The sequence below is a fragment of the Prevotella sp. P4-67 genome, assembly GCF_002251325.1.
Lineage (GTDB): Bacteria > Bacteroidota > Bacteroidia > Bacteroidales > Bacteroidaceae > Prevotella.
The window spans coordinates 125,222-143,574 of record NZ_NPJL01000014.1 but is presented as its reverse complement, the minus strand read 5'-3'; the positions used below and the strand labels follow the sequence as shown (position 1 = coordinate 143,574).

The following is an 18,353-nucleotide window of genomic DNA, read 5'->3' as shown; positions in this document are numbered from 1 at the left end:
CGATTATGCGCATACTCCTCATCGGCGAATACAGCAATGTACACTGGACCCTGGCTTGCGGCCTGCGCCAGTTGGGCCATCAGGTCACCGTCTTGTCCAACGGCGACTTCTGGAAAGACTATCCCCGCGACCTCTCCCTCGTGCGTCGTCCGGGCTGGTGTGGAGGCCTCTGTTACCTTATGCGACTCTGCACCTTGTTGCCACGGCTGCGGGGCTATGATGTGGTGCAGCTTATCAACCCCATGTTCCTTGAGCTCAAGGCCGAGCGCATCCAGCCCGTCTATCGCTATCTGCGCCGCCATAACCGTAGGGTGGTCCTTGGTGCCTTTGGCATGGATTACTATTGGGTCCACGAGTGTATTACCCGCAAGCCGCTGCGTTATAGTGACTTCAACTTCGGCGACCAGGTGCGTACAGACCCTGAGGCACAGGTGCATATCGACGACTGGATAGACACCGCCAAGGGGCGGCTCAACCAGATGATAGCCGCAGACTGCGACGGCATCGTCGCCGGTCTCTACGAAGACTGGGTATGCTATCATCCCCACTTCCCCCATAAACTCTCCTTCATCCCTTACCCCATACGCTGCGACGCTCAGCCCGCTCTGCAACCCCACGACAGGCTCAGGGTCTTTATCGGCATCAACCGCAGCCGCTCGATCTATAAAGGCACCGACATCATGCTGCGTGCTGCGCAGGACGTGGCTGCCCGTCACCCCGAGGAGATGACGCTGACTGTGGCCGAGAGCCTGCCTTTCGATGAGTATGTGCGCCTTCTGCACGACCAGGATGTGCTGCTCGACCAGCTCTACAGCTACACGCCGTCGATGAATCCCCTTGAGGCGATGGCCCACGGCGTGGTGTGCGTGGGCGGAGGCGAGCCCGAACACTACGAGATACTGGGCGAGACCCAGCTGCGACCCATCGTCAATGTCCAACCCACCTACGAGAGTGTGGTCGAACAGCTCGAATATCTCGTCACCCATCCCCACGAGGTTGTCCGACTCAGAGAGCAGAGCGTAGAGTATATCCATCGCCACCATGATTATATTAAGGTGGCGCGTCAGTACGAAGACTTTTATCAGAGTTTGCTATAGCGAATGAAAAAAGTAGGCCGAAATCTTGACAGTCCAATCTTTTATTCGTAACTTTGCACTCTGTAACAGACAGGGGTACTTGCTCAACCCCCTTTATCAAAACAAGAATATGAATAATAAAAGACAGAGTGTGAGTATGCTCTTTATGCTTTTCGGCATACTCTTCTGCGTTTGCCTGATTGCGTCAAACGTGTTTGCGACAAAGCAGATAGCGATGGGAAAGTTCAGCGTTACCGGTGGACTGCTTGTGTTCCCAATCAGTTATATCATCAACGACTGCGTATGCGAGGTGTGGGGCTACCGCAAGGTTCGCCTCCTCATCTGGATAGGCTTCGCCATGAACTTCTTCTTCACCCTGGTGGGTGCCCTGTGCGACTGGATACCCGGCGCACCCTATTGGACCAATGACCAGGGCTTCCATGCCATCTTCGGCTTGGCTCCGCGCGTGGCAGCGGCCTCGTTTGCCGCCTTCATCGTGGGCTCTTTTGCCAACGCCTATGTGATGAGCCGCATGAAGATTAGTTCCAACGGCCATCGGTTCTCGCTGCGCGCCATCCTGAGCACGGTGGCTGGCGAGAGTGCCGACTCCCTCATCTTTTTCCCGCTGGCGTTCTGGGGCGTGATACCCTTGAGCGAGATACCCGTGCTGATGCTTATGCAGGTGGTGCTCAAGACCGCCTACGAGATTGTGGTGCTGCCTCTTACCATCCGTGTAGTGCGCTGGGTCAAGGCCTATGAGGGCGAGGATGTCTATGACGAGGGTGTAGACTATAACGTATTAAAAATTTTCAATTTCTAATGGACAGAACTAAAGACGGACTGAAACAGCTGGGATCGGCTACCAAGTATGCCGACGACTATGCCCCAGAGGTGTTGGAGACCTTTGTCAACAAGCATCCGGGCAATGATTATTGGGTAAGGTTCAACTGCCCCGAGTTCACATCACTCTGCCCCATTACAGGGCAGCCCGACTTTGCAGAGATACGCATTTCGTATATCCCGGATATCAAGATGGTAGAGAGCAAGAGCCTTAAGCTCTATCTCTTCAGCTTCCGCAATCACGGCGACTTCCATGAGGACTGTGTCAATGTCATCATGAAAGACCTCATCCGCCTGATGGAGCCCAAGTATATCGAGGTGACAGGTCTCTTCACTCCCCGTGGCGGCATAAGCATCTATCCCTATGCCAACTATGGCAAGCCCGGCACCAAGTATGAGCAGCTGGCCGAGCAGCGCTTCATCCATCACGACATGGGTGACAAGTAACAGCGCGCCAACCACACTATCCCAATCGCCGCAAGCATTCTTCATATTGCTTGCGGCGATTGTCATTTGTGGCTGGAGCGTCTCTGCCTCTTCTCGCTACCCGCGCTGGCGGCGTGGCTGTGGCATCGGCTGGCTCGTATCTTATGTTACGTGGGCTCGTGATTTACGGCACGTGCTTACGTATCGTAAGTCACGAGCCCACGTACCTTCCGTTACGAGCCGGCAACCGCGCCCTCTACGCCGCAGTCTGCGTGCTCCTTATGCGTCGTGACGGTCTCTGCCGCGCCATAAACAATCAGAGCACCACCCGGTGGGTAGTGCTCTGATTGCGATGAGGCTGCGGGGGTAGGGGAGATGGCCTCCCTGTGCCCAGTCTATTGTGCTGTGGTCGCCTCCTTCAGCGCCTTCTTGGCCTGCATGCTGGCTATCGCCTTGGCCTTCTTGTTGATGTCCTCAATGTTGTTCTTGCGATAGTAGCTGCGTGTCACGCCATTGCTGGTCAGCACCAGCGAGTCGCCCTTGAAGTAGTCTATGGTGCAGGTGTCATTGACCAGGTCTGTCACCTCCAGCTTGTTGTCCTTGCCCATCTTCGGCGTGCCGGCGGTGATGACCAGATAGCCGTTCCAGATGTGCCATGCGGTGAAGTAACCCAATGGCGGATAGACCACGGGGCTCTCCTCTTCGAGCGAAGTCTGTTCGCGCACATATCCCACGCTCATGCACGACCACTGGCGCTTCATCCAGAACCCGTATTCACGTGGTATAAGGTAAGTCTTCTTGATGGAATCTGGCATATCTCTCATGATACGCTTCTGCAGGCGAGGGCTCATCTGCTCATAGTCCTTCAGCTTGGGCATGACGATATAGCACCATATTCCCTTGAGCTGGTCCAGGTCTATCACCATGTCTGCCACGGTAGAGTCTTCCTTGTTGGTCACCACGCCTATCCAGTCGCCCACCTTGAGCTGGCCCATAATCTTGCCGCGGCGTGTGGCCTCGATTACGTTGAAACGTATGGGGTCGCTGCCGTCGTTGGGCAGAAGCAGCACCACCGAGTCGGTGCATCCGTCGCACGCCAGACCATATACAGTCTTGTCGCCGCTGAGCTTGAGCTCGTCGGTAGAGGCGCCCAACTTGGCTCCCTTGGTGCCGTTGTCACTGTTGCCCGAGCAGGCCATGATAGCCATCGTTGCCAGGGCTATGCCGATTATCGCAATTCTACTTTTCATCATTCTTGCCGTTGTCTATTGTCTATGCAAAGGTAGTGATTATGCGCGTATGCACCAAGTGATTTGCTGAAAAAAAGACTGGCAGCCACCGTCATTGCCACCCCTCTTGCTGTGACAGCGGTTGCCGTCATTCCAATTATTTTCACCCGCGTTGTAATATTTCTCTCCGTTTAAGCCTGTTTCTACTGAAAAAATTTTACTTTTGTAGAACCATAACTATCAACCACAATTTTTGCCGCTATGACCCACGATATATTCATCAGCTATTCGTCGGCTCAGTCTGACGCCGCTCAAGCCGTCTGCCATCTGCTCGAACAACATGACATCAAGTGCTGGATGGCGCCCCGCAATCTCACCGGTGGCGCGAGCAGGATCAACGGCAGTTTGATGACATCAAGGACAGACTCTCCTTTGCCCATCTGCCCAGCATAGATAAAGTCTGCCGGAGCCTGGCCTCCCGATGAGGTGAGAGAGGTCGAAGGAGTCGAGTATTCGTGGAGGCAGCCGTCGGCTGTCCAGCGTTATCTCCAGTATTACTGCCCGCTGGTGTGGGTGGATGTGTTCCCTGGGGCCACCCCGGCATTTGGGCGCCTCTACAGTCTGGCCCGCCAGCACCAGCAAGAGGCCCTTGCGTCGGGCCAAGTTGATGAGGACGAAGTGGAAAACCTCGTCAATGCCTATGCCAATCTGTGTATGTCGTACAACAAGTATGTGGCAAGTCTTGCAGATAGCGAGCTTAGTCCTATGGATGCCAGCAAAGCAATGCAGGCGCTGTGTCCTGGCAGCCCGTTGGCTGGCGCTGTTGGTGAGGCCACGAGTGCCATGAGTCCGCTTGGTGCCATTGCCACCATACGCCGCGAGACCTGCAAGGCAATGCTCACCCTGCTGCCCTATACAGACCAAGGCTTTAGCCTAACCCTATCGGACGAAGACTTCCTGACATGCTGCGAGTCGCAGACCGACGATGCTTACCTGCAGCTGTTCTTCATCAGCGTTGTGGAAATCCATATAGAGCTCGAGGCGATAATGATAGACATCCATAAAGCCGTTTCCTATGTGGAGAATATGGCCAATATGCGTCTCTGCGACTGTGACCATGCGGGCGGTGACGGCAATTGACGCACTGGCGGCGTATGCCGTGAAAGGCTGGACAACAATGGCTTGGGCAGAGGGTGTCGGGGCGGGGACAATGGAAAATGAAAAAAAACTACGGTTTTCCTTTGTATTGTCTATGACTTGCAGTAACTTTGCACAAGCAATTGGTTCATAGATTGATTAAAAAGGGAATCGGGTGCAACTCCCGAACAGTCCCGCTGCTGTGAACACCTGCGGCCTCGACAGGCGAGGCGGGCAAACCATCACGTCACTGACATTTTTTCGGGAAGACGGTTTGCCAGTGGTCATCACTGCGATGACAGAGGTGTGAGTCAGAATACCTGCCGTTGCTATATATATAATAAGGTGTATGGTCTGCGAGGACAGGCGACATGCCGACAGTAATGACAATGACAGTGAAACGCAACTTGGCTTTAATCCTGACGGTGCTTCTGATGACAGGAGCCACCTCGGTGTATGCCCAGCCGAAGGATACGGCGCGTGTGCATCGGCTTCCCGACGTGGTGGTCGACGGCCAGCAGCGTCGCATAGACAACTCGGCTCCCGTGCGCGTCATTGGCAGTGCCGACTATCTGCGCCTTGGTGTCACCGATGTCGCCGACGCCCTGAACCGTCTGGCTGGTGTCACGCTGCGCGACTATGGCGGTGCGGGCGGCATGAAGACCGTGTCGGTGCGTGGATATGGAGCACTGCATACCGGTGTAAGCTATGACGGCGTGATGCTCAGCGAGATACAGAGCGGCGAGATAGACGTGTCGCGCTACTCGATAGACAATGTGCAGAGCCTGAGTCTCACCATAGGCGATGGCGACGACATCTTTGTCACCGCGTGCCAAGCCACCACGCCTGCCGTGCTTGCCATCCAGAGTCTCACGCGGCTGCCCGCCGACCTCAAGCCCCATCTCACGGCGCAGATGAGGCTGGGCTCGTGGGGCTATGCCAACCCCTTTGTGCGCTACACCCAACGCATGGGGCGCAGCATAGCACTCAGTGCCGTGGGCGACTATGTCTATGCCGACAACGACTATCCCTTCCGTCTGCGCAACGGCAATGTGACCACCATAGAGCGGCGCACCAACAGCCGAATGTGCAGCGGTCATGCCGAGGTGAGTGGACTCTGGACGCCCAACGACCGCAGCAGTCTCTGGGCCAAGATATACTACTATGACAACGACCGCCAGCTGCCCGGCATCGTGCAATATTACACCAATGTGTGCGGACAGCAGTTGCACGACCGCAACTGGTTTGCCCAGACACGCTGGCTGTACCAGGCATCACGGCGGCTGTCGCTCCGGCTGACAGCCAAGGCCAACTGGGCTTCATCGGCGTATCGCGATACACTCTTGCCCGACCGCCGTGATGATGCTACCTACCAGCAGCATGAGTATTATGGCTCGGCATCCATGCTCTATGCTCCCTGCAGAGATGTGGAGATAAACTATGCGGCTGACTACTGCTACAACAACCTGAGCAGCAGTCTGGCCATCGACCGCAGACCCTATCGCCATACACTATGGCAGACGGCGGCGGTGAAGTTTCAGCGCCAGCGCTTTACGGCTCTGGCTCGCGTGTTGTGGACACTTTGTCTCAACGGAGCTCATCGCGGCGATGCCCAGAGCGACATGCGGCGGTGGTCGCCTTCGCTCTCGCTCTCGTATCGGCTGATGGAAGACGAGGAACTCTATCTGCGCGCGTCGATGAAAGACATCTTCCGCGTGCCCACGTTCAATGAGTGCTATTTCCACCATTATGGCAGCCCCGACGTAAGGCCGGAAAACACGCGGCAGTATAACATAGGACTCACATGGCGCCACGCCTGGAGCCCCAAGCTCGTCGCCCAGGTGGCAGCCGATGCCTATCTCAACCGCATCAGCGACAAGATAGTGGCGGTGCCCTACAATATGTTTATCTGGCGCACCATCAATATGGCCAAAGCCCGTGGTATGGGCGTCGATGGCGAAGCGAGAGTAGAGTGGACTCCCTCTGCCGGTCACCGCATAGACCTGTCGGCATCGTACACCTATCAGCGTGTGGCCAACCGCACCGATGCGTCATCGCCACACTATGGCAAGCAGGTTCCCTACCAGCCCCTCAACCAGGGCAGCGCCTCGGTGGGATGGGAGAACCCCTGGATCTCGCTCTCCCTGCACGGTCAGGCCGCCAGCGGCCGATGGGCTACGCCCAACCACTATGAGGGTACACATATCGGTGGTTATGCCGACGTGGGACTTACCGCCTATCGCAATATGATGGTCGGCAAGACACGCCTGCAGCTGCGCGCCGATGTCGAAAACATCCTGGGCCATCAGTATGAGATAGTGGCGCATTACCCCATGCCCCGTACCCACTGGCGCATGAGTGTCAAAATGGAATTATAACAACAATTATAAACAACAATGACAATGAAAAAAAGTTTCTTAGCTATGGTAGCGCTCCTCGTAAGCGCTCCGCTGTTCTTCACATCATGTAACGACGACAACGGCCCATCCTTTCATTACGAGGTGGTATCTGACGGTGCCTTTATCGTCAACTCCGGCAATATGTACTCATCTATTGACGGTTCGCTGACAGGCATCAACTATGCCTCTAATGTTGCGGTGCAGAAGGTGTTTGCCGCCAACAACGGCGGACAGAGCCTCGGTTCTACCCCCAATGACGGACTGGTGTATGGCGACAAGATGTATGTAGTAGTCGATGGCTCGAATACTGTAGAGGTAATCAACAAGAAGACCATGCAGCGTATCAAGCAGATCAAGACTACCGAACTGCTGGGTGCAGCTGAAGGCAAGTCGCCCCGTCACATCATCGCTGGCAACGGCCACATCTTCTTCACTACCTATGGCGGTTATGTGGCTGCTGTCGATACTGTCAATTTCAAGCTCACAGCCAAGTACAAGGTTGGCTCTTATCCCGAGGGTCTGGCTGGTTATGCCAGCAGCATCGTCGTGGCCAACTCTGACTATGCCAAGGGTCACGGCAACATCTCTATCATCAACCTCGGTACCGGCGAAGTGGAGACCCGCAATGTAGAGGGCATCAACAATCCCCAGAAGGTATTCATCAACAACGGCAACGTGTATATCCTCGACTGGGTGTACTATGAGGGTGAGTATCCCAACTCAGTAGAGAAGGGCGAAAGCGCCATAAAGTATCTCGCCGGAAACAAGGCTACCAAGGTGACCGATGCCTACTATGCCAGCATGCTCAACGGCAAGCTGTATATCATCAGCAATCCCTACGCCGTGGCCAAATATAGTGTCTGCGACCTCAACAGTAATCCCTATCAGGGCACTACCACTCCGCTCAACCTCTCTGAGGGCGTCTTCTCTCCTGCCGGCATCGATGTAGACCCTGCTACAGGCGAAATCTTTGTTCTCTCTTACAACCAGGGTGAGAATGGTTATGCCGATTATTACAGCAATGGTTATGTGAAGCGATACAGCAAGAACGGAAGCTATATGTACAGTTATGACACTGGCGTAGGTCCTTGTGCTGTGTTCTTCAATGTAGGTGTGAAGACCATAGTCGACAACTAAAACTGTCGCGATGAACCCTTTGCGCTCTATAATATATATAATAGGTATTGTTGCCGTCCTGACGTCGTGTCAAGGCGGCAACAATCGTGTTGTGACTCTCGAGAAGGGCGACACGGTGAGGTTTGACTACGCCACTCTGCTCACCGTGGTACGCTATAGCGACCATACCCATGTGGAGATAGCCAACCCGTGGGTCAAGGGAAGCGTGCTGCGTAGCTATGACATATCCCGCCCGCTGGGTAAGGCGGTGGTGACCACCACGGCACATTGCCAGTTGCTGGCATGGTTGGGCAAGACCGCGGCCATCGCCGGCGTGTGCGACAGCCGCTATATCGGAGTGGATGAAGTGAGGAAGAGACTGGCCGCTGGCAAGACTGTCGACTGTGGCAACTCGATGAACCCCGATGTGGAGCGTATCGCAGAGATAGGCGCCGAAGCCATCATCGTATCGCCCTTTGAGCATAGCGGTGGCTACGGCCGGTTGGAGAAGACCGGCGTGACCATCATCGAAGCCGCCGACTATATGGAGCCTTCGCCGCTGGCTCGGGCTGAATGGATGAGGCTCTATGGCATCCTCTTCGGTTGCGAAGAGCAGGCCGACTCGCTCTTCCATGTCGTTGACAGCACGTATAATAGTTTGCGTCGCGAGGCAATAAAACTCCCCGAGGGCCGTTCTCTACTTATAGAGCGCAAGACGGGCAGCGTGTGGTATTGTCCTGGTGGTCGGAGTACGGTGGGCACGCTCATCGCCGACGCCCACGGACGCTATCCCTGGATGGACGATGACCACAGCGGTTCGCTCACGCTCGCTCCCGAGCAGGTGGTAGAGCGCGGCGCCCATGCCGATGCCTGGATGTTTGTCTATTCGGGCAAGCCCATCACGCTGCGTGATTTGGCGGGCGAGTATGCGGGTTACAAAATCCTCGACGCCTTCCGCCACGGCGAGGTCTATGGCTGTAATACCGACAGCGTCAATTATTTTGAGGAAATTCCCTTCCGTCCCGATTACCTGCTGCGCGACTATATACAGATAGTCCATCCCGGAGCGGGAAAGGGCGGGCTCAGATACTATAAGCGCATTGACTAAGACTATCTACATAGGACTGGCAGCGGCTATGGCATGTCTCTTCATGGCCGGACTGATGACGGGCAGCGTGTCTATACCCTGCTCGGCGGTGTGGCATGTACTCGTGGGCGACAAGGCAGCCGTGAGCGAGAGCTGGAGGTTCATTATCCTTGAGTCGCGTCTGCCCCAGATGGTCACTGCCATGCTGAGCGGTGCCTGTCTGGCCACTGCCGGACTGATGATGCAGACCGTCTTCCGCAACCCATTGGCTGGCCCCGACGTGTTCGGTATCAATGGTGGTGCCGGACTGGGCGTGGCGCTGGTGATGCTTCTGGCTGGAGGCAGTGTGACTCTGGGTACGCTCGGAGTCACGGGCAATGTGGCGATACTCGCTGCCGCCTTTGCCGGAGCCATGGCTGTGATGGCGATTATCCTGTTCAGCTCTACCTTGGTGCGCGACGGCGTGATGTTGCTCGTCATCGGTATCATGGTGGGCTATCTGTCGTCGTCGGTCGTCACTCTGCTCAACTACAGCGCCACCGAACAGGGCATACGCTCGTTCATGTTGTGGGGAATGGGCAGCTTGGATGGCGTCACCCCGTCGCTTCTGCCGCTCTATGTCACCATCACGCTGGCGGCACTCGTGCTCAGTCTGCTCATGGTGAAGCCCCTCAACCTCCTCTCGCTTGGTGAGAACTATGCCCGCAATCTCGGGCTCAACACGCGGCGTGCCCGCAACTATGCCCTTTTGCTTACCGGACTGCTCACGGCTGTGGTGACAGCCTATTGTGGTCCTATCGCGTTTATAGGACTGGCAGTGCCGCATATCGCGAGGCTCCTGACGGTTACCGACGATATGCGTAGGCTGCTGCCCATAACCATGCTCACTGGGGCGGTGGTCACCATGGCTTGTCATCTGCTCTGCTTTGTGCCCGGAGAGGCAGGCATGTTGCCCCTCAATGCCGTGACACCGCTCATCGGAGCTCCGGTAATCATATATGTCATCATCCGTAAACGATAAACCTTTAGACTATGAACAAGATAACCACTCGACGTGGTGACAAGGGTCAGACCGACCTGTTAGACCACCAGCGTGTGAACAAGACCGACTGCCGCATCGAGGCCAACGGCGAGATAGACGAACTCATGGCTCTCCTGGGAATGCTCAAAGCTAAGCCTGAGTTGCCCGAGAGTATGCGTATCAAGATAGAGCATATCCAGATGATGCTGATGGCAGTGATGAAGCATGTGGCGAGTTCGGGTGCTACGCAGGTAGGCATCCTCCAGGCCGACATCGACGATATGGAGCGTTACATGAACGAGACTCCCACAGAGGGTTGTTTCCGTTTTGTGCTTCCGGGACACTCGCCCATAGAAGCATTGATGCAGTTGGTTCGCGCGAAGGTACGCACAGTGGAGCGCAGGCTATGTGCCGTCAATGCCGTCATACCTCTGCACCCCACCGTGATAATCTACATCAACCGCCTTTCAGACTATCTATTCTTCATGGCTTCGCAGGCGTGAGCCGAGGTGCATGCGAAGTAGCCCAAAACCAAAACCGCCAGACTGTAGCGTATCTCTGCTCTTCAGTCTGGCGGTTTGTTGAATCTATTGTTTCTCTCGGCGTTATGAGTGTGCCGATGTGAACTCTTCGAGGAAACGGGTGTCGTTTTCGGAGAACATGCGCAGGTCGCTCACACGGTATTTGAGGTTGGTGATGCGCTCTACACCCATACCGAATGCGTAGCCGGTGTAGACCTTGCTGTCTATGCCGCACGCCTCGAGGACATTGGGGTCGACCATGCCACATCCCAAAATCTCGACCCATCCTGTGTGCTTGCAGAAGCTACATCCCTTGCCGCCGCAGATGTGACAACTGATGTCCATCTCTGCACTGGGCTCAGTGAAGGGGAAGTAGCTGGGACGGAGACGAATCTTGGTGTCGGCGCCGAACATTTCGCGGGCGAAGGTGAGCAACACCTGCTTGAGGTCGGTGAAGCTGACATTCTTGTCGACATACAGACCTTCGACCTGATGGAAGAAGCAGTGGGCGCGGGCAGAGATAGCCTCGTTGCGATACACTCTACCGGGGCAGATGATGCGGATTGGAGGTTCGTGACACTCCATATAGTGCGACTGGTCGCCAGAGGTGTGGCTACGCAGCAGGATGTTCTTGGTCACGTCGTCAGGATGCTGCTCCAGGAAGAAAGTGTCCTGCATGTCGCGGGCGGGGTGGTCGGCGGCAAAGTTGAGCATGGTAAACACGTGCTTGTCGTCGTCCATCTCGGGACCGTCGGCGAGGGTGAAGCCCATACGCGAGAAGATGTCGATGATTTCGTTCTTGACGATAGTCAGCGGGTGGCGCGCGCCAAGGGCGATGGGGTAGGGAGTACAGGTGAGGTCTACATGACAACAGCTGTCCTCGGTGTTCTCAATCTGCTCTTTCAGTTCGTTTATCTTGCCTTGTACGGTCTGCTTCAGTTCGTTGATTTTCATACCCACCGTCTTTTTCTGGTCGGCGGGGACATCTCTGAATTCTGCCATAAGGGCGGTGATGGCGCCTTTCTTGCTCAGGTATTTCAACCTTAGCTGCTCAACCTCCTCGGCGCTCTTTGCGCTCAGGTTTTCCACCTCCTTCAGCAGTTCTTCTATCTTGTCGGTTATCATAATTACATTAATATATTATAAATTCGTTGCAAAGGTAATATTTTTGGTGGAAAATAAAAAATATATCGAAATAAAGTTGTACTTTTGCAGCGATTTGAGAGCCCGGGACCAGAGATAGTGTACTTATTGTCCCGTATGGTTTTACGATTATTATAAAAGAGATTTTGAACATGAGAAAGTGTTCCTTACTGATGATGTTGGTGATTGTCGTTCTGGCAATCGCTTTTTCCACTACGGCATGTACAGACAAGAAGCCTGAAGCTGTTGACAGTGTGGCTGTGTCTGATACCATAGACACTGTGCCCGAAGACACGTTGGTGACCATGATAGAGGAGCAGCCTATGCCCAAGGCCGCCGACGAACTCTTCGACGATTTCTTCTTCAACTTTGCCGGAAACAAGAAGCTCCAGCGCAAGCGTATTGTCTTCCCCCTGCCCGTGTATGCCGAGGAAGAGTTTCTCCACAATATCCCTGCGCGCCAGTGGAAGATCGACCACTTTTTTATGCACCAGGAGTATTACACCCTGATTTTCGATTCGCGCAGCCAGATGAACCTGGTCAAGGATACCACCATCCACCATGCTGTGGTCGAGAAGATTCATCTCGCCGACGAGCAGGTCAAGCAGTATGTCTTTGACCGCATCAACGGCCTGTGGAAACTTACGAAGATTGTCCATCACTCGGCGCGCCGCGGATACAACGCCAGCTTCCTGGCCTTCTACAACCATTTTGCCACAGACTCCCTCTTCCAGGCCCGCAGCCTTGAAGACGAGGTTACCTTTACCGCCCCCGACCCCGATGACGACTTTGCCACCATTACCGGCACCATGCTCCCCGAGCAGTGGGACGCCTTCAAGCCTACATTCTTCCCCCACGGCACTATCTATAACATTCTCTACGGCCAGCATTACACCGAGAGCAGACACAAGATATTTGTCGTGCGTGGCATTTCCAATGGGCTTGAGATGGAGATGACCTTCAACCGCCGTCAGGGCCGTTGGCGTCTGTCAAGTTTCAGTTATTAATCTTCTTATACCCCCTATACCGATGAAGGATATCAGAGACCATTCACTCTTGGCGCACAATACCTTTGGTATCGATGCGCGCTGTCGTCGCTACCTCGAATATGCCAGTGTAGATGAGGCCCAGACCATCTGCCGCCAACTCTCCGCCACCGACTATCCACTGCTGATTATCGGCGAGGGTAGCAATCTGCTGCTCACTGCCGACTATCCCGCTACGGTCATTACCCCCGAGGCGAGGTTTGATGTGCAGGTGGTTGCCGAAGCCCCCGATGGAGAGACCGTAGATATAGAGTGCTGGGCAGGAACCACCTTCGACGATGTGGTGGCCTATGCCGTAGACCACGGATGGCACGGCGCCGAAAACCTGTCGCTTATCCCCGGCGAGGTGGGAGCCTCTGCCGTGCAGAACATCGGAGCCTACGGAGCCGAGGCCCAAGACATCATCGTGCGCGTCAAGGCTGTAGAGATAGCCACGGGCAACGTGGTCGAAATCCTTGCCGCCGACTGCGAGTATGGGTATCGACAGAGCCGCTTCAAGCATGAGTGGCGCGACCGCTACCTCATCACCTCTGTCGTCTATCGCCTCTCGCGCCGCTTCTCACCGCGTCTCGACTATGGCAACATCAGGGCTACGCTTACTGAGCGGGGCATAGACGTGCCCACAGCCCACGAGCTGCGCCAGGCCATCATCGATATACGCCATGCCAAGCTGCCCGACCCCAAAGTTGAGGGCAATGCCGGCAGTTTCTTTATGAACCCCATCGTTTCCCAGCACCATTTCGAGCAACTTCTTGCACTCTATCCTGATATGCCTCATTATCGCATCGATGCTGACCATGTCAAGATACCTGCGGGATGGATGATAGACCAGTGCGGATGGCGTGGACGTACCGTAGGTCATGTCGGGGTACACGCATGCCAGGCTCTGGTGCTCGTCAACCGTGGCGGTGCTACCGGTGCCGAGGTCGTGGCGCTCTACCAGACCATCCAGCGCGATGTCAAAGACCGCTTTGGCATTGACATCCACCCCGAAGTCAATGTGAAATAACCCCGTATACGCCCATGAACGAGCCTCTTACGTTCACTTTCTTGGGCACAGGCACCTCGGGTGGTGTGCCCTCGTTGGGTTGCAGCTGTGCTGTGTGCCGCAGCCATGACCCTCACGACCATCGGCTGCGCAGTGCGGCGCTGCTCGAGCATGGCGATACGCGCATACTGATAGACTGTGGCCCCGACATACGCCAGCAGCTTATGCCCTTCGACTTCCGCCCGCTCACGGCGGTGCTCCTCACCCATGTCCATTACGACCATGTGGGCGGACTCGACGACTTGCGTCCTTTTTCCACCTTTGGCGACATCAATATCTATGCCGACGAGACCACCGTCGGTGGCATCCATCGCGCCATGCCTTACTGCTTCACCGAGCATCTTTACCCCGGAGTGCCCCGGCTCAACGTACACACGCTCGAGCCTCACAAGCCCTTCCGCGTGGGCGACATCGACGTGCTGCCCCTGCGGGTGATGCACGGCAAGATGCCCATCATGGCCTATCGGTTTGGCTCCCTGGCCTATATCACCGACATGAAGACCATCTCCGACGAAGACCGACAGCTGCTCAGCGGCGTCGAGACGCTCGTGGTCAACGCCCTGCGCTGGGAGAAGCCCCACCACAGCCACATGCTGGTCGATGATGCCATAGCCTTTGCCCGCAGCGTCGGCGCCAGCCATACCTACTTCACCCACATGACCCACCAGTTAGGGTTCCATGATGAGGCCAACGCCCGGTTGCCCGAGGGCTTCGCCTTTGCCTACGACGGGTTGAGGCTGACCCTCTGACCGTGCACCGTGATGACAACCCCCGACGATATATACGAATAAAGCGTGGCCCGAGCCACGCTTTATTCGTTTCTGCTATCTTACCCTCAGCGTGTCGCCCACGCGTATCTGGTAGTCGGGGCCGAGGCCGTTCTTCTTGTACAGGCTCTCCAGGCGCATGCCGTATTTCTGAGCTATGAGATACATGCTGTCGCCGGCCTTGACCACATGGGGACGGTGCCTGAACTCCTTGGGCGCGCGCTTCTGCTTCTTCTTCAGATAGATGATGTCGCCCTTGTGCAGCGTTTCGCGTTTGTCGCGCTCGTTGTACTTGGCCAGCTTGCGCGCACTGATGCCAATCTCCTTGCTCAGCTTCTTGAACGTCTCTCCCTCACGGGCGTAGATGTAGTAGTTCTTGTTGAAATAGTAGATGGGGTGCAGCGTAGGATTGTCGGGAGTGATGCGCTCCGTACCCGAGTGTCGGGCTATGTAGCGGTCGTAGGTCTTGGCACGGTCATACTGGTCGAGCCCGTAGAGTTCGATGATGTTGATGAGCTTGTAGGCATACTGCGGGTTGGTGGCATATCCGGCAGCCTTGAGTCCGTGTGCCCATCCGCGGTAGTCGGTCTGACTCAGCGAGAAGAGCTTGCGGTAGCGGGGCTTGGTAGAGAGAAAACGGCTATGGTCCTCGTAGCTCTCCAGCACCGTGTTGTAGGCGCGGAAGCACTCCTGTCTCAAGTCGTCATCATGATAGGTGGTGGCACCGGTCCAGTCGTGACACTTGATACCGAAGTGGTTGTTGCCCTTGATGGCCAGGTCGCTTCGTCCGGCGCCGCTCTCCAGCAGTCCCTGAGCCAGCGTGATGCTCGCCGGGATGCGGTAGCGCAGCATCTGCTGTATCGCCAGATCCTTGTACTGGTTGATATATTGTTGGTATAGCGTGTTCCTGCGAGCCTGTCCGTATGACGACAGACAGAGCAGGAGGGCATATAGGAAAATACAGATTTTTCTCATGTTACTGATATATGTTTCTGCAAAATTAACGATAAAAGATGGATTATCGGCAGTCAGTGCCAAATAATTCGCAAAAAAGTAGCGCACCGCTTCTGCTCTCGCCGCCACCGACGGGAGCGTTTTTGCCACCGATGGGGGTGTTTTTACCACTGATGCCACCGCTCCAACCGCCGATGAGGATGTTTCCACCACTGATGCCACCGCTCCAATCGCTGATGGGGTTGTTTTCACCGCCGATGCAGTCGTTCCTACCGCCGATGGGGTTGTTTTCACCACCGATGCAGTCGTTCCAACCGCCGATGAGGGTGTTTTCACCACCGATGCAGTCGTTCCAACCATCTTTTCAGCCGCTCTCAAACCCACGAAGAGCATCCATAACAATATTGCAAAGCGTGAAATCACGGTTTCAGGCTTCGATTTTATTGTTTCGTGCTTCGATTTCTCCGTTTCCTGCTTTGCAAGGTACTTATCGAGCCCTTCCATGAGCTTGTTGGCGCTCACGCTGCCGATGCCGATGGCTGTGCAACAAAAAAAGGGGCTCACGCCCCCGATATCTTCGATTATTTTAGTTACTTTTGCAGCAACAAACCCTATAAGTATGACCACCGACCCTTCACCCATCGTGATATTGGCGCTCGGGTGCAACGTAGATGCGCCCGTCAATATGCCCCGACTCCAGGCTGCGCTTGCCGCCCGCTTTCCGTCCATCCGCTTCACGCGGCAGCTCGTCACTCCAGCTATAGGCATAGAGGCGGCGCCGTTTGCCAACTGCCTGGCGTGGATGGAGACAGACCAGGACTACGCCACGCTGCATGCCGCTACCAAGGAGATAGAGCAGCAGCTGGGCAGCACCCGTGAAGACCGGCGCGAAGGGCGTGTGGTCGCCGATGTCGACATCCTCTGCTGTGGCGGCTGCCGCTATCACGCCGACGACTGGCAGCGCCCTTACATCCAGACACTCATGGCCGAGTTGCCTCGTCGATGACTATCGCGACGCCCTCAGTGCCGCCATGTTGGCATAGCGTCGCTTCATCCACCGGTTGTAGATATTGCGCAGCCATATCTTGTGCAGAGCGATGAAGACCAGTCCTATAAGCATCATGATGATATACGACACCGTGTTGCTGCATACCAGTCTGAGCAGGCAGATGATGAGCATCGGTCCCAGATAGACTCCAAAACTTACCAGCATCTGCACATAGTTGCCGTTGATGCCCGCCTTGCCCGTAAACTTGGTGTTGAGAGGCATGGTCTGCTTGTTGTATATCGTCAGCTGGAAGATGGTGAAGTACTGGAAGCCTGCGGTGAACACGCCGTAGGCTATCAGCATCAGCAGACTCCATTTGCCAGCTATCACCTGTGGCAGCATCAGCAGGAAAGGCCATAGCAACAGGGTGCTGTAGATGTAGTATTTGGTGCGAAGGAGCATCAGTATGTTCTCCTTGTGGGTGAGCAGACAGTCGATGTAGTTGCCCTCGTAGCTCATGACCTGCATCACCGTCATGGTGCCAAAGAGCAGATAGCAGTAGATGCACCAGAACGATGAGTAGTAGTCGCCGTCGTAGATGTCGGTAAAGACGATGACCATGCTGAATACCGCCACCATGAAGAACGCCGTTATCAGACCCTTGCGTGGGTTCTTGTTGCGCATCAGCAGCCGCAGTTCCATCTTGGCGTACATGCCTATTTCTCCATACCTGTCGAGATACTTCATCTGCGACACGTTGTGGGTCTTCACCGTTTCCTTCCTCAACAGTTCGCTGCGTACTTGGGTGTACTGCAGACGGCGGTTGATGAGCGTGAGTACCACCAGCAGGGCTATCACACCTATATATATAAGTATGTTGCCACGCTCCATCAGCGTGCCGATGGTGGCGTAGAGGTCAAAGAAGTTTTCCCAACCCTTGAGCTTGCCCCACTTGAGCAGGATGGGCAGCGCCATGGTGCCATAGACACCCACGGGCATGAGCCACCACCACAGCGTGTCGGTGGTGAGGGTCTTGACGATGAGATACCACTGGCTGTTGGCGGCTATGAGCAACCACCACACCAGCAGAAACGCCAGCGACATCCACACGCCGTAGCTGAAAACGAGCGACATGAGCGTGAAGGGCACCAGAATGACAAACCAGGTGAAATTGTAGCGGGTCAGTATGGATGTGGCGACAAACGTGTCGATGCAGTCATAGCGTGACAGCGGCAGCAGATAGTATGGCTTTACTATCTGGGCTGGTGTCTGCTGGGCCATGAAGCGTGACGCGAAGTCGAGCAACAGCAGAAACGGGGCAAGGCCGAAGCAGAATTCGAGCGGGGTGGTGCCTCGGCTGTTGTTGGCGATAAGCGAAAGCATCACCGCAAGGAACAACATGTAGAGGAAACCGAAACTCATGGAGAACCAAACGATGTATTTGGCAGCACGGTTCTGCTCATAGTTCAAGGCGCGACGGTCTGCCAGTTTGCGGTGATGGCGAAGCGTCTTGAATATCTGGTATCTGTTCATAACAAGCGTGGTCTGGTTGAGG

General features: G+C 55.4%; 20 protein-coding genes and 1 riboswitch. Of the genes, 15 read left to right on the top strand and 5 right to left on the bottom strand.

Annotated elements, in window-relative coordinates; genetic code table 11:
- Positions 1–5: 5 nt before the first annotated feature.
- From CIK92_RS02535 to CIK92_RS13310, 4 genes are all read left to right on the top strand, one after another.
- Positions 6–1,097, top strand: coding sequence for a glycosyltransferase (locus tag CIK92_RS02535; protein WP_094388053.1), 1,092 nt, complete (start codon positions 6–8; stop codon positions 1,095–1,097).
- A 109-nt stretch (positions 1,098–1,206) separates the two neighbouring features.
- Complete coding sequence (locus CIK92_RS02530) at positions 1,207–1,896, top strand: queuosine precursor transporter (RefSeq protein ID WP_094388071.1); 690 nt, start codon at positions 1,207–1,209, stop codon at positions 1,894–1,896.
- Positions 1,896–2,363 (top strand): preQ(1) synthase, encoded by a 468-nt coding sequence (queF, locus tag CIK92_RS02525; protein ID WP_022311619.1) that lies wholly within the window; start codon positions 1,896–1,898, stop codon positions 2,361–2,363. Before CIK92_RS02530 ends, queF begins: the two co-directional genes overlap by 1 nt.
- 68 nt (positions 2,364–2,431) lie before the next feature.
- Positions 2,432–2,689, top strand: a complete 258-nt coding sequence (locus tag CIK92_RS13310; RefSeq protein WP_144007774.1) for a hypothetical protein — start codon at positions 2,432–2,434, stop codon at positions 2,687–2,689.
- A gap of 48 nt (positions 2,690–2,737) precedes the next feature.
- On the opposite strand, the gene CIK92_RS02520 is transcribed toward CIK92_RS13310, so the two are convergent.
- Positions 2,738–3,595 (bottom strand): hypothetical protein, encoded by an 858-nt coding sequence (locus CIK92_RS02520; protein WP_371593969.1) that lies wholly within the window; start codon positions 3,593–3,595, stop codon positions 2,738–2,740.
- Positions 3,596–3,832: 237 nt separating this feature from the next.
- Between CIK92_RS02520 and CIK92_RS02515 the strand changes: the two genes are divergently transcribed.
- The 7 genes from CIK92_RS02515 (at position 3,833) to CIK92_RS02485 (ending at position 10,834) form a co-directional block, all read left to right on the top strand.
- Positions 3,833–4,024 (top strand): TIR domain-containing protein, encoded by a 192-nt coding sequence (locus CIK92_RS02515; protein WP_094388052.1) that lies wholly within the window; start codon positions 3,833–3,835, stop codon positions 4,022–4,024.
- Between the two features lie 33 nt (positions 4,025–4,057).
- Positions 4,058–4,711 (top strand): hypothetical protein, encoded by a 654-nt coding sequence (locus tag CIK92_RS02510; protein ID WP_144289310.1) that lies wholly within the window; start codon positions 4,058–4,060, stop codon positions 4,709–4,711.
- A gap of 124 nt (positions 4,712–4,835) precedes the next feature.
- A riboswitch (cobalamin riboswitch) is annotated at positions 4,836–5,051 on the top strand.
- Positions 5,052–5,097: 46 nt separating this feature from the next.
- Entirely contained in the window at positions 5,098–7,086 is a 1,989-nt protein-coding gene (locus CIK92_RS02505; protein ID WP_094388069.1) for a TonB-dependent receptor, read from the top strand.
- A 24-nt stretch (positions 7,087–7,110) separates the two neighbouring features.
- Positions 7,111–8,244, top strand: a complete 1,134-nt coding sequence (locus CIK92_RS02500) for a YncE family protein (protein ID WP_094388050.1) — start codon at positions 7,111–7,113, stop codon at positions 8,242–8,244.
- A gap of 91 nt (positions 8,245–8,335) precedes the next feature.
- Positions 8,336–9,331: an ABC transporter substrate-binding protein gene (locus CIK92_RS02495; RefSeq protein ID WP_254045982.1), complete on the top strand. Its 996-nt coding sequence runs from the start codon at positions 8,336–8,338 to the stop codon at positions 9,329–9,331.
- Positions 9,332–9,359: 28 nt separating this feature from the next.
- A complete protein-coding gene (locus CIK92_RS02490) occupies positions 9,360–10,331 on the top strand; it encodes an iron ABC transporter permease (RefSeq protein WP_094388048.1) in 972 nt (323 codons plus the stop codon).
- 11 nt (positions 10,332–10,342) lie between these two features.
- On the top strand, positions 10,343–10,834 hold the full coding sequence (locus CIK92_RS02485; RefSeq protein WP_094388047.1) for a cob(I)yrinic acid a,c-diamide adenosyltransferase: 492 nt from the start codon (positions 10,343–10,345) through the stop codon (positions 10,832–10,834).
- A 102-nt stretch (positions 10,835–10,936) separates the two neighbouring features.
- Here CIK92_RS02485 and pheS read toward each other — a convergent pair whose 3' ends face one another.
- Positions 10,937–11,977, bottom strand: a complete 1,041-nt coding sequence (gene pheS / locus CIK92_RS02480; RefSeq protein WP_022311611.1) for a phenylalanine--tRNA ligase subunit alpha — start codon at positions 11,975–11,977, stop codon at positions 10,937–10,939.
- 170 nt (positions 11,978–12,147) lie between these two features.
- Between pheS and CIK92_RS02475 the strand changes: the two genes are divergently transcribed.
- Genes CIK92_RS02475 through CIK92_RS02465 form a run of 3 tightly spaced genes read left to right on the top strand, consistent with a single transcriptional unit; the run spans position 12,148 to position 14,838 of the window.
- Positions 12,148–13,002 (top strand): DUF4348 domain-containing protein, encoded by an 855-nt coding sequence (locus CIK92_RS02475; RefSeq protein WP_094388046.1) that lies wholly within the window; start codon positions 12,148–12,150, stop codon positions 13,000–13,002.
- Positions 13,003–13,024: 22 nt separating this feature from the next.
- The gene (murB, locus tag CIK92_RS02470; RefSeq protein WP_094385050.1) at positions 13,025–14,050 is read left to right on the top strand and encodes a UDP-N-acetylmuramate dehydrogenase; all 1,026 of its coding nucleotides are present in this window, start codon (positions 13,025–13,027) and stop codon (positions 14,048–14,050) included.
- Between the two features lie 14 nt (positions 14,051–14,064).
- Positions 14,065–14,838 (top strand): MBL fold metallo-hydrolase, encoded by a 774-nt coding sequence (locus tag CIK92_RS02465; RefSeq protein WP_094385052.1) that lies wholly within the window; start codon positions 14,065–14,067, stop codon positions 14,836–14,838.
- Between the two features lie 75 nt (positions 14,839–14,913).
- On the opposite strand, the gene CIK92_RS02460 is transcribed toward CIK92_RS02465, so the two are convergent.
- Together CIK92_RS02460 and CIK92_RS14230 are read right to left on the bottom strand one after the other, a co-directional pair.
- Positions 14,914–15,831: a glucosaminidase domain-containing protein gene (locus CIK92_RS02460; RefSeq protein ID WP_094388045.1), complete on the bottom strand. Its 918-nt coding sequence runs from the start codon at positions 15,829–15,831 to the stop codon at positions 14,914–14,916.
- A gap of 43 nt (positions 15,832–15,874) precedes the next feature.
- Positions 15,875–16,111 carry a hypothetical protein gene (locus CIK92_RS14230; RefSeq protein WP_371593974.1) on the bottom strand — a complete coding sequence of 79 codons (237 nt, stop codon included), beginning with the start codon at positions 16,109–16,111 and terminating at the stop codon, positions 15,875–15,877.
- Positions 16,112–16,429: 318 nt separating this feature from the next.
- Here CIK92_RS14230 and CIK92_RS02455 point away from each other — a divergent pair, with 318 nt between their 5' ends.
- On the top strand, positions 16,430–16,816 hold the full coding sequence (locus CIK92_RS02455) for a 2-amino-4-hydroxy-6-hydroxymethyldihydropteridine diphosphokinase (RefSeq protein ID WP_158214718.1): 387 nt from the start codon (positions 16,430–16,432) through the stop codon (positions 16,814–16,816).
- Here the strand turns inward: CIK92_RS02455 and CIK92_RS02450 are convergent, their stop codons facing one another.
- The gene (locus CIK92_RS02450) at positions 16,817–18,331 is read right to left on the bottom strand and encodes a DUF5687 family protein (protein WP_094388044.1); all 1,515 of its coding nucleotides are present in this window, start codon (positions 18,329–18,331) and stop codon (positions 16,817–16,819) included. It lies immediately after the preceding gene.
- Between the last annotated feature and the right edge of the window lie 22 nt (positions 18,332–18,353).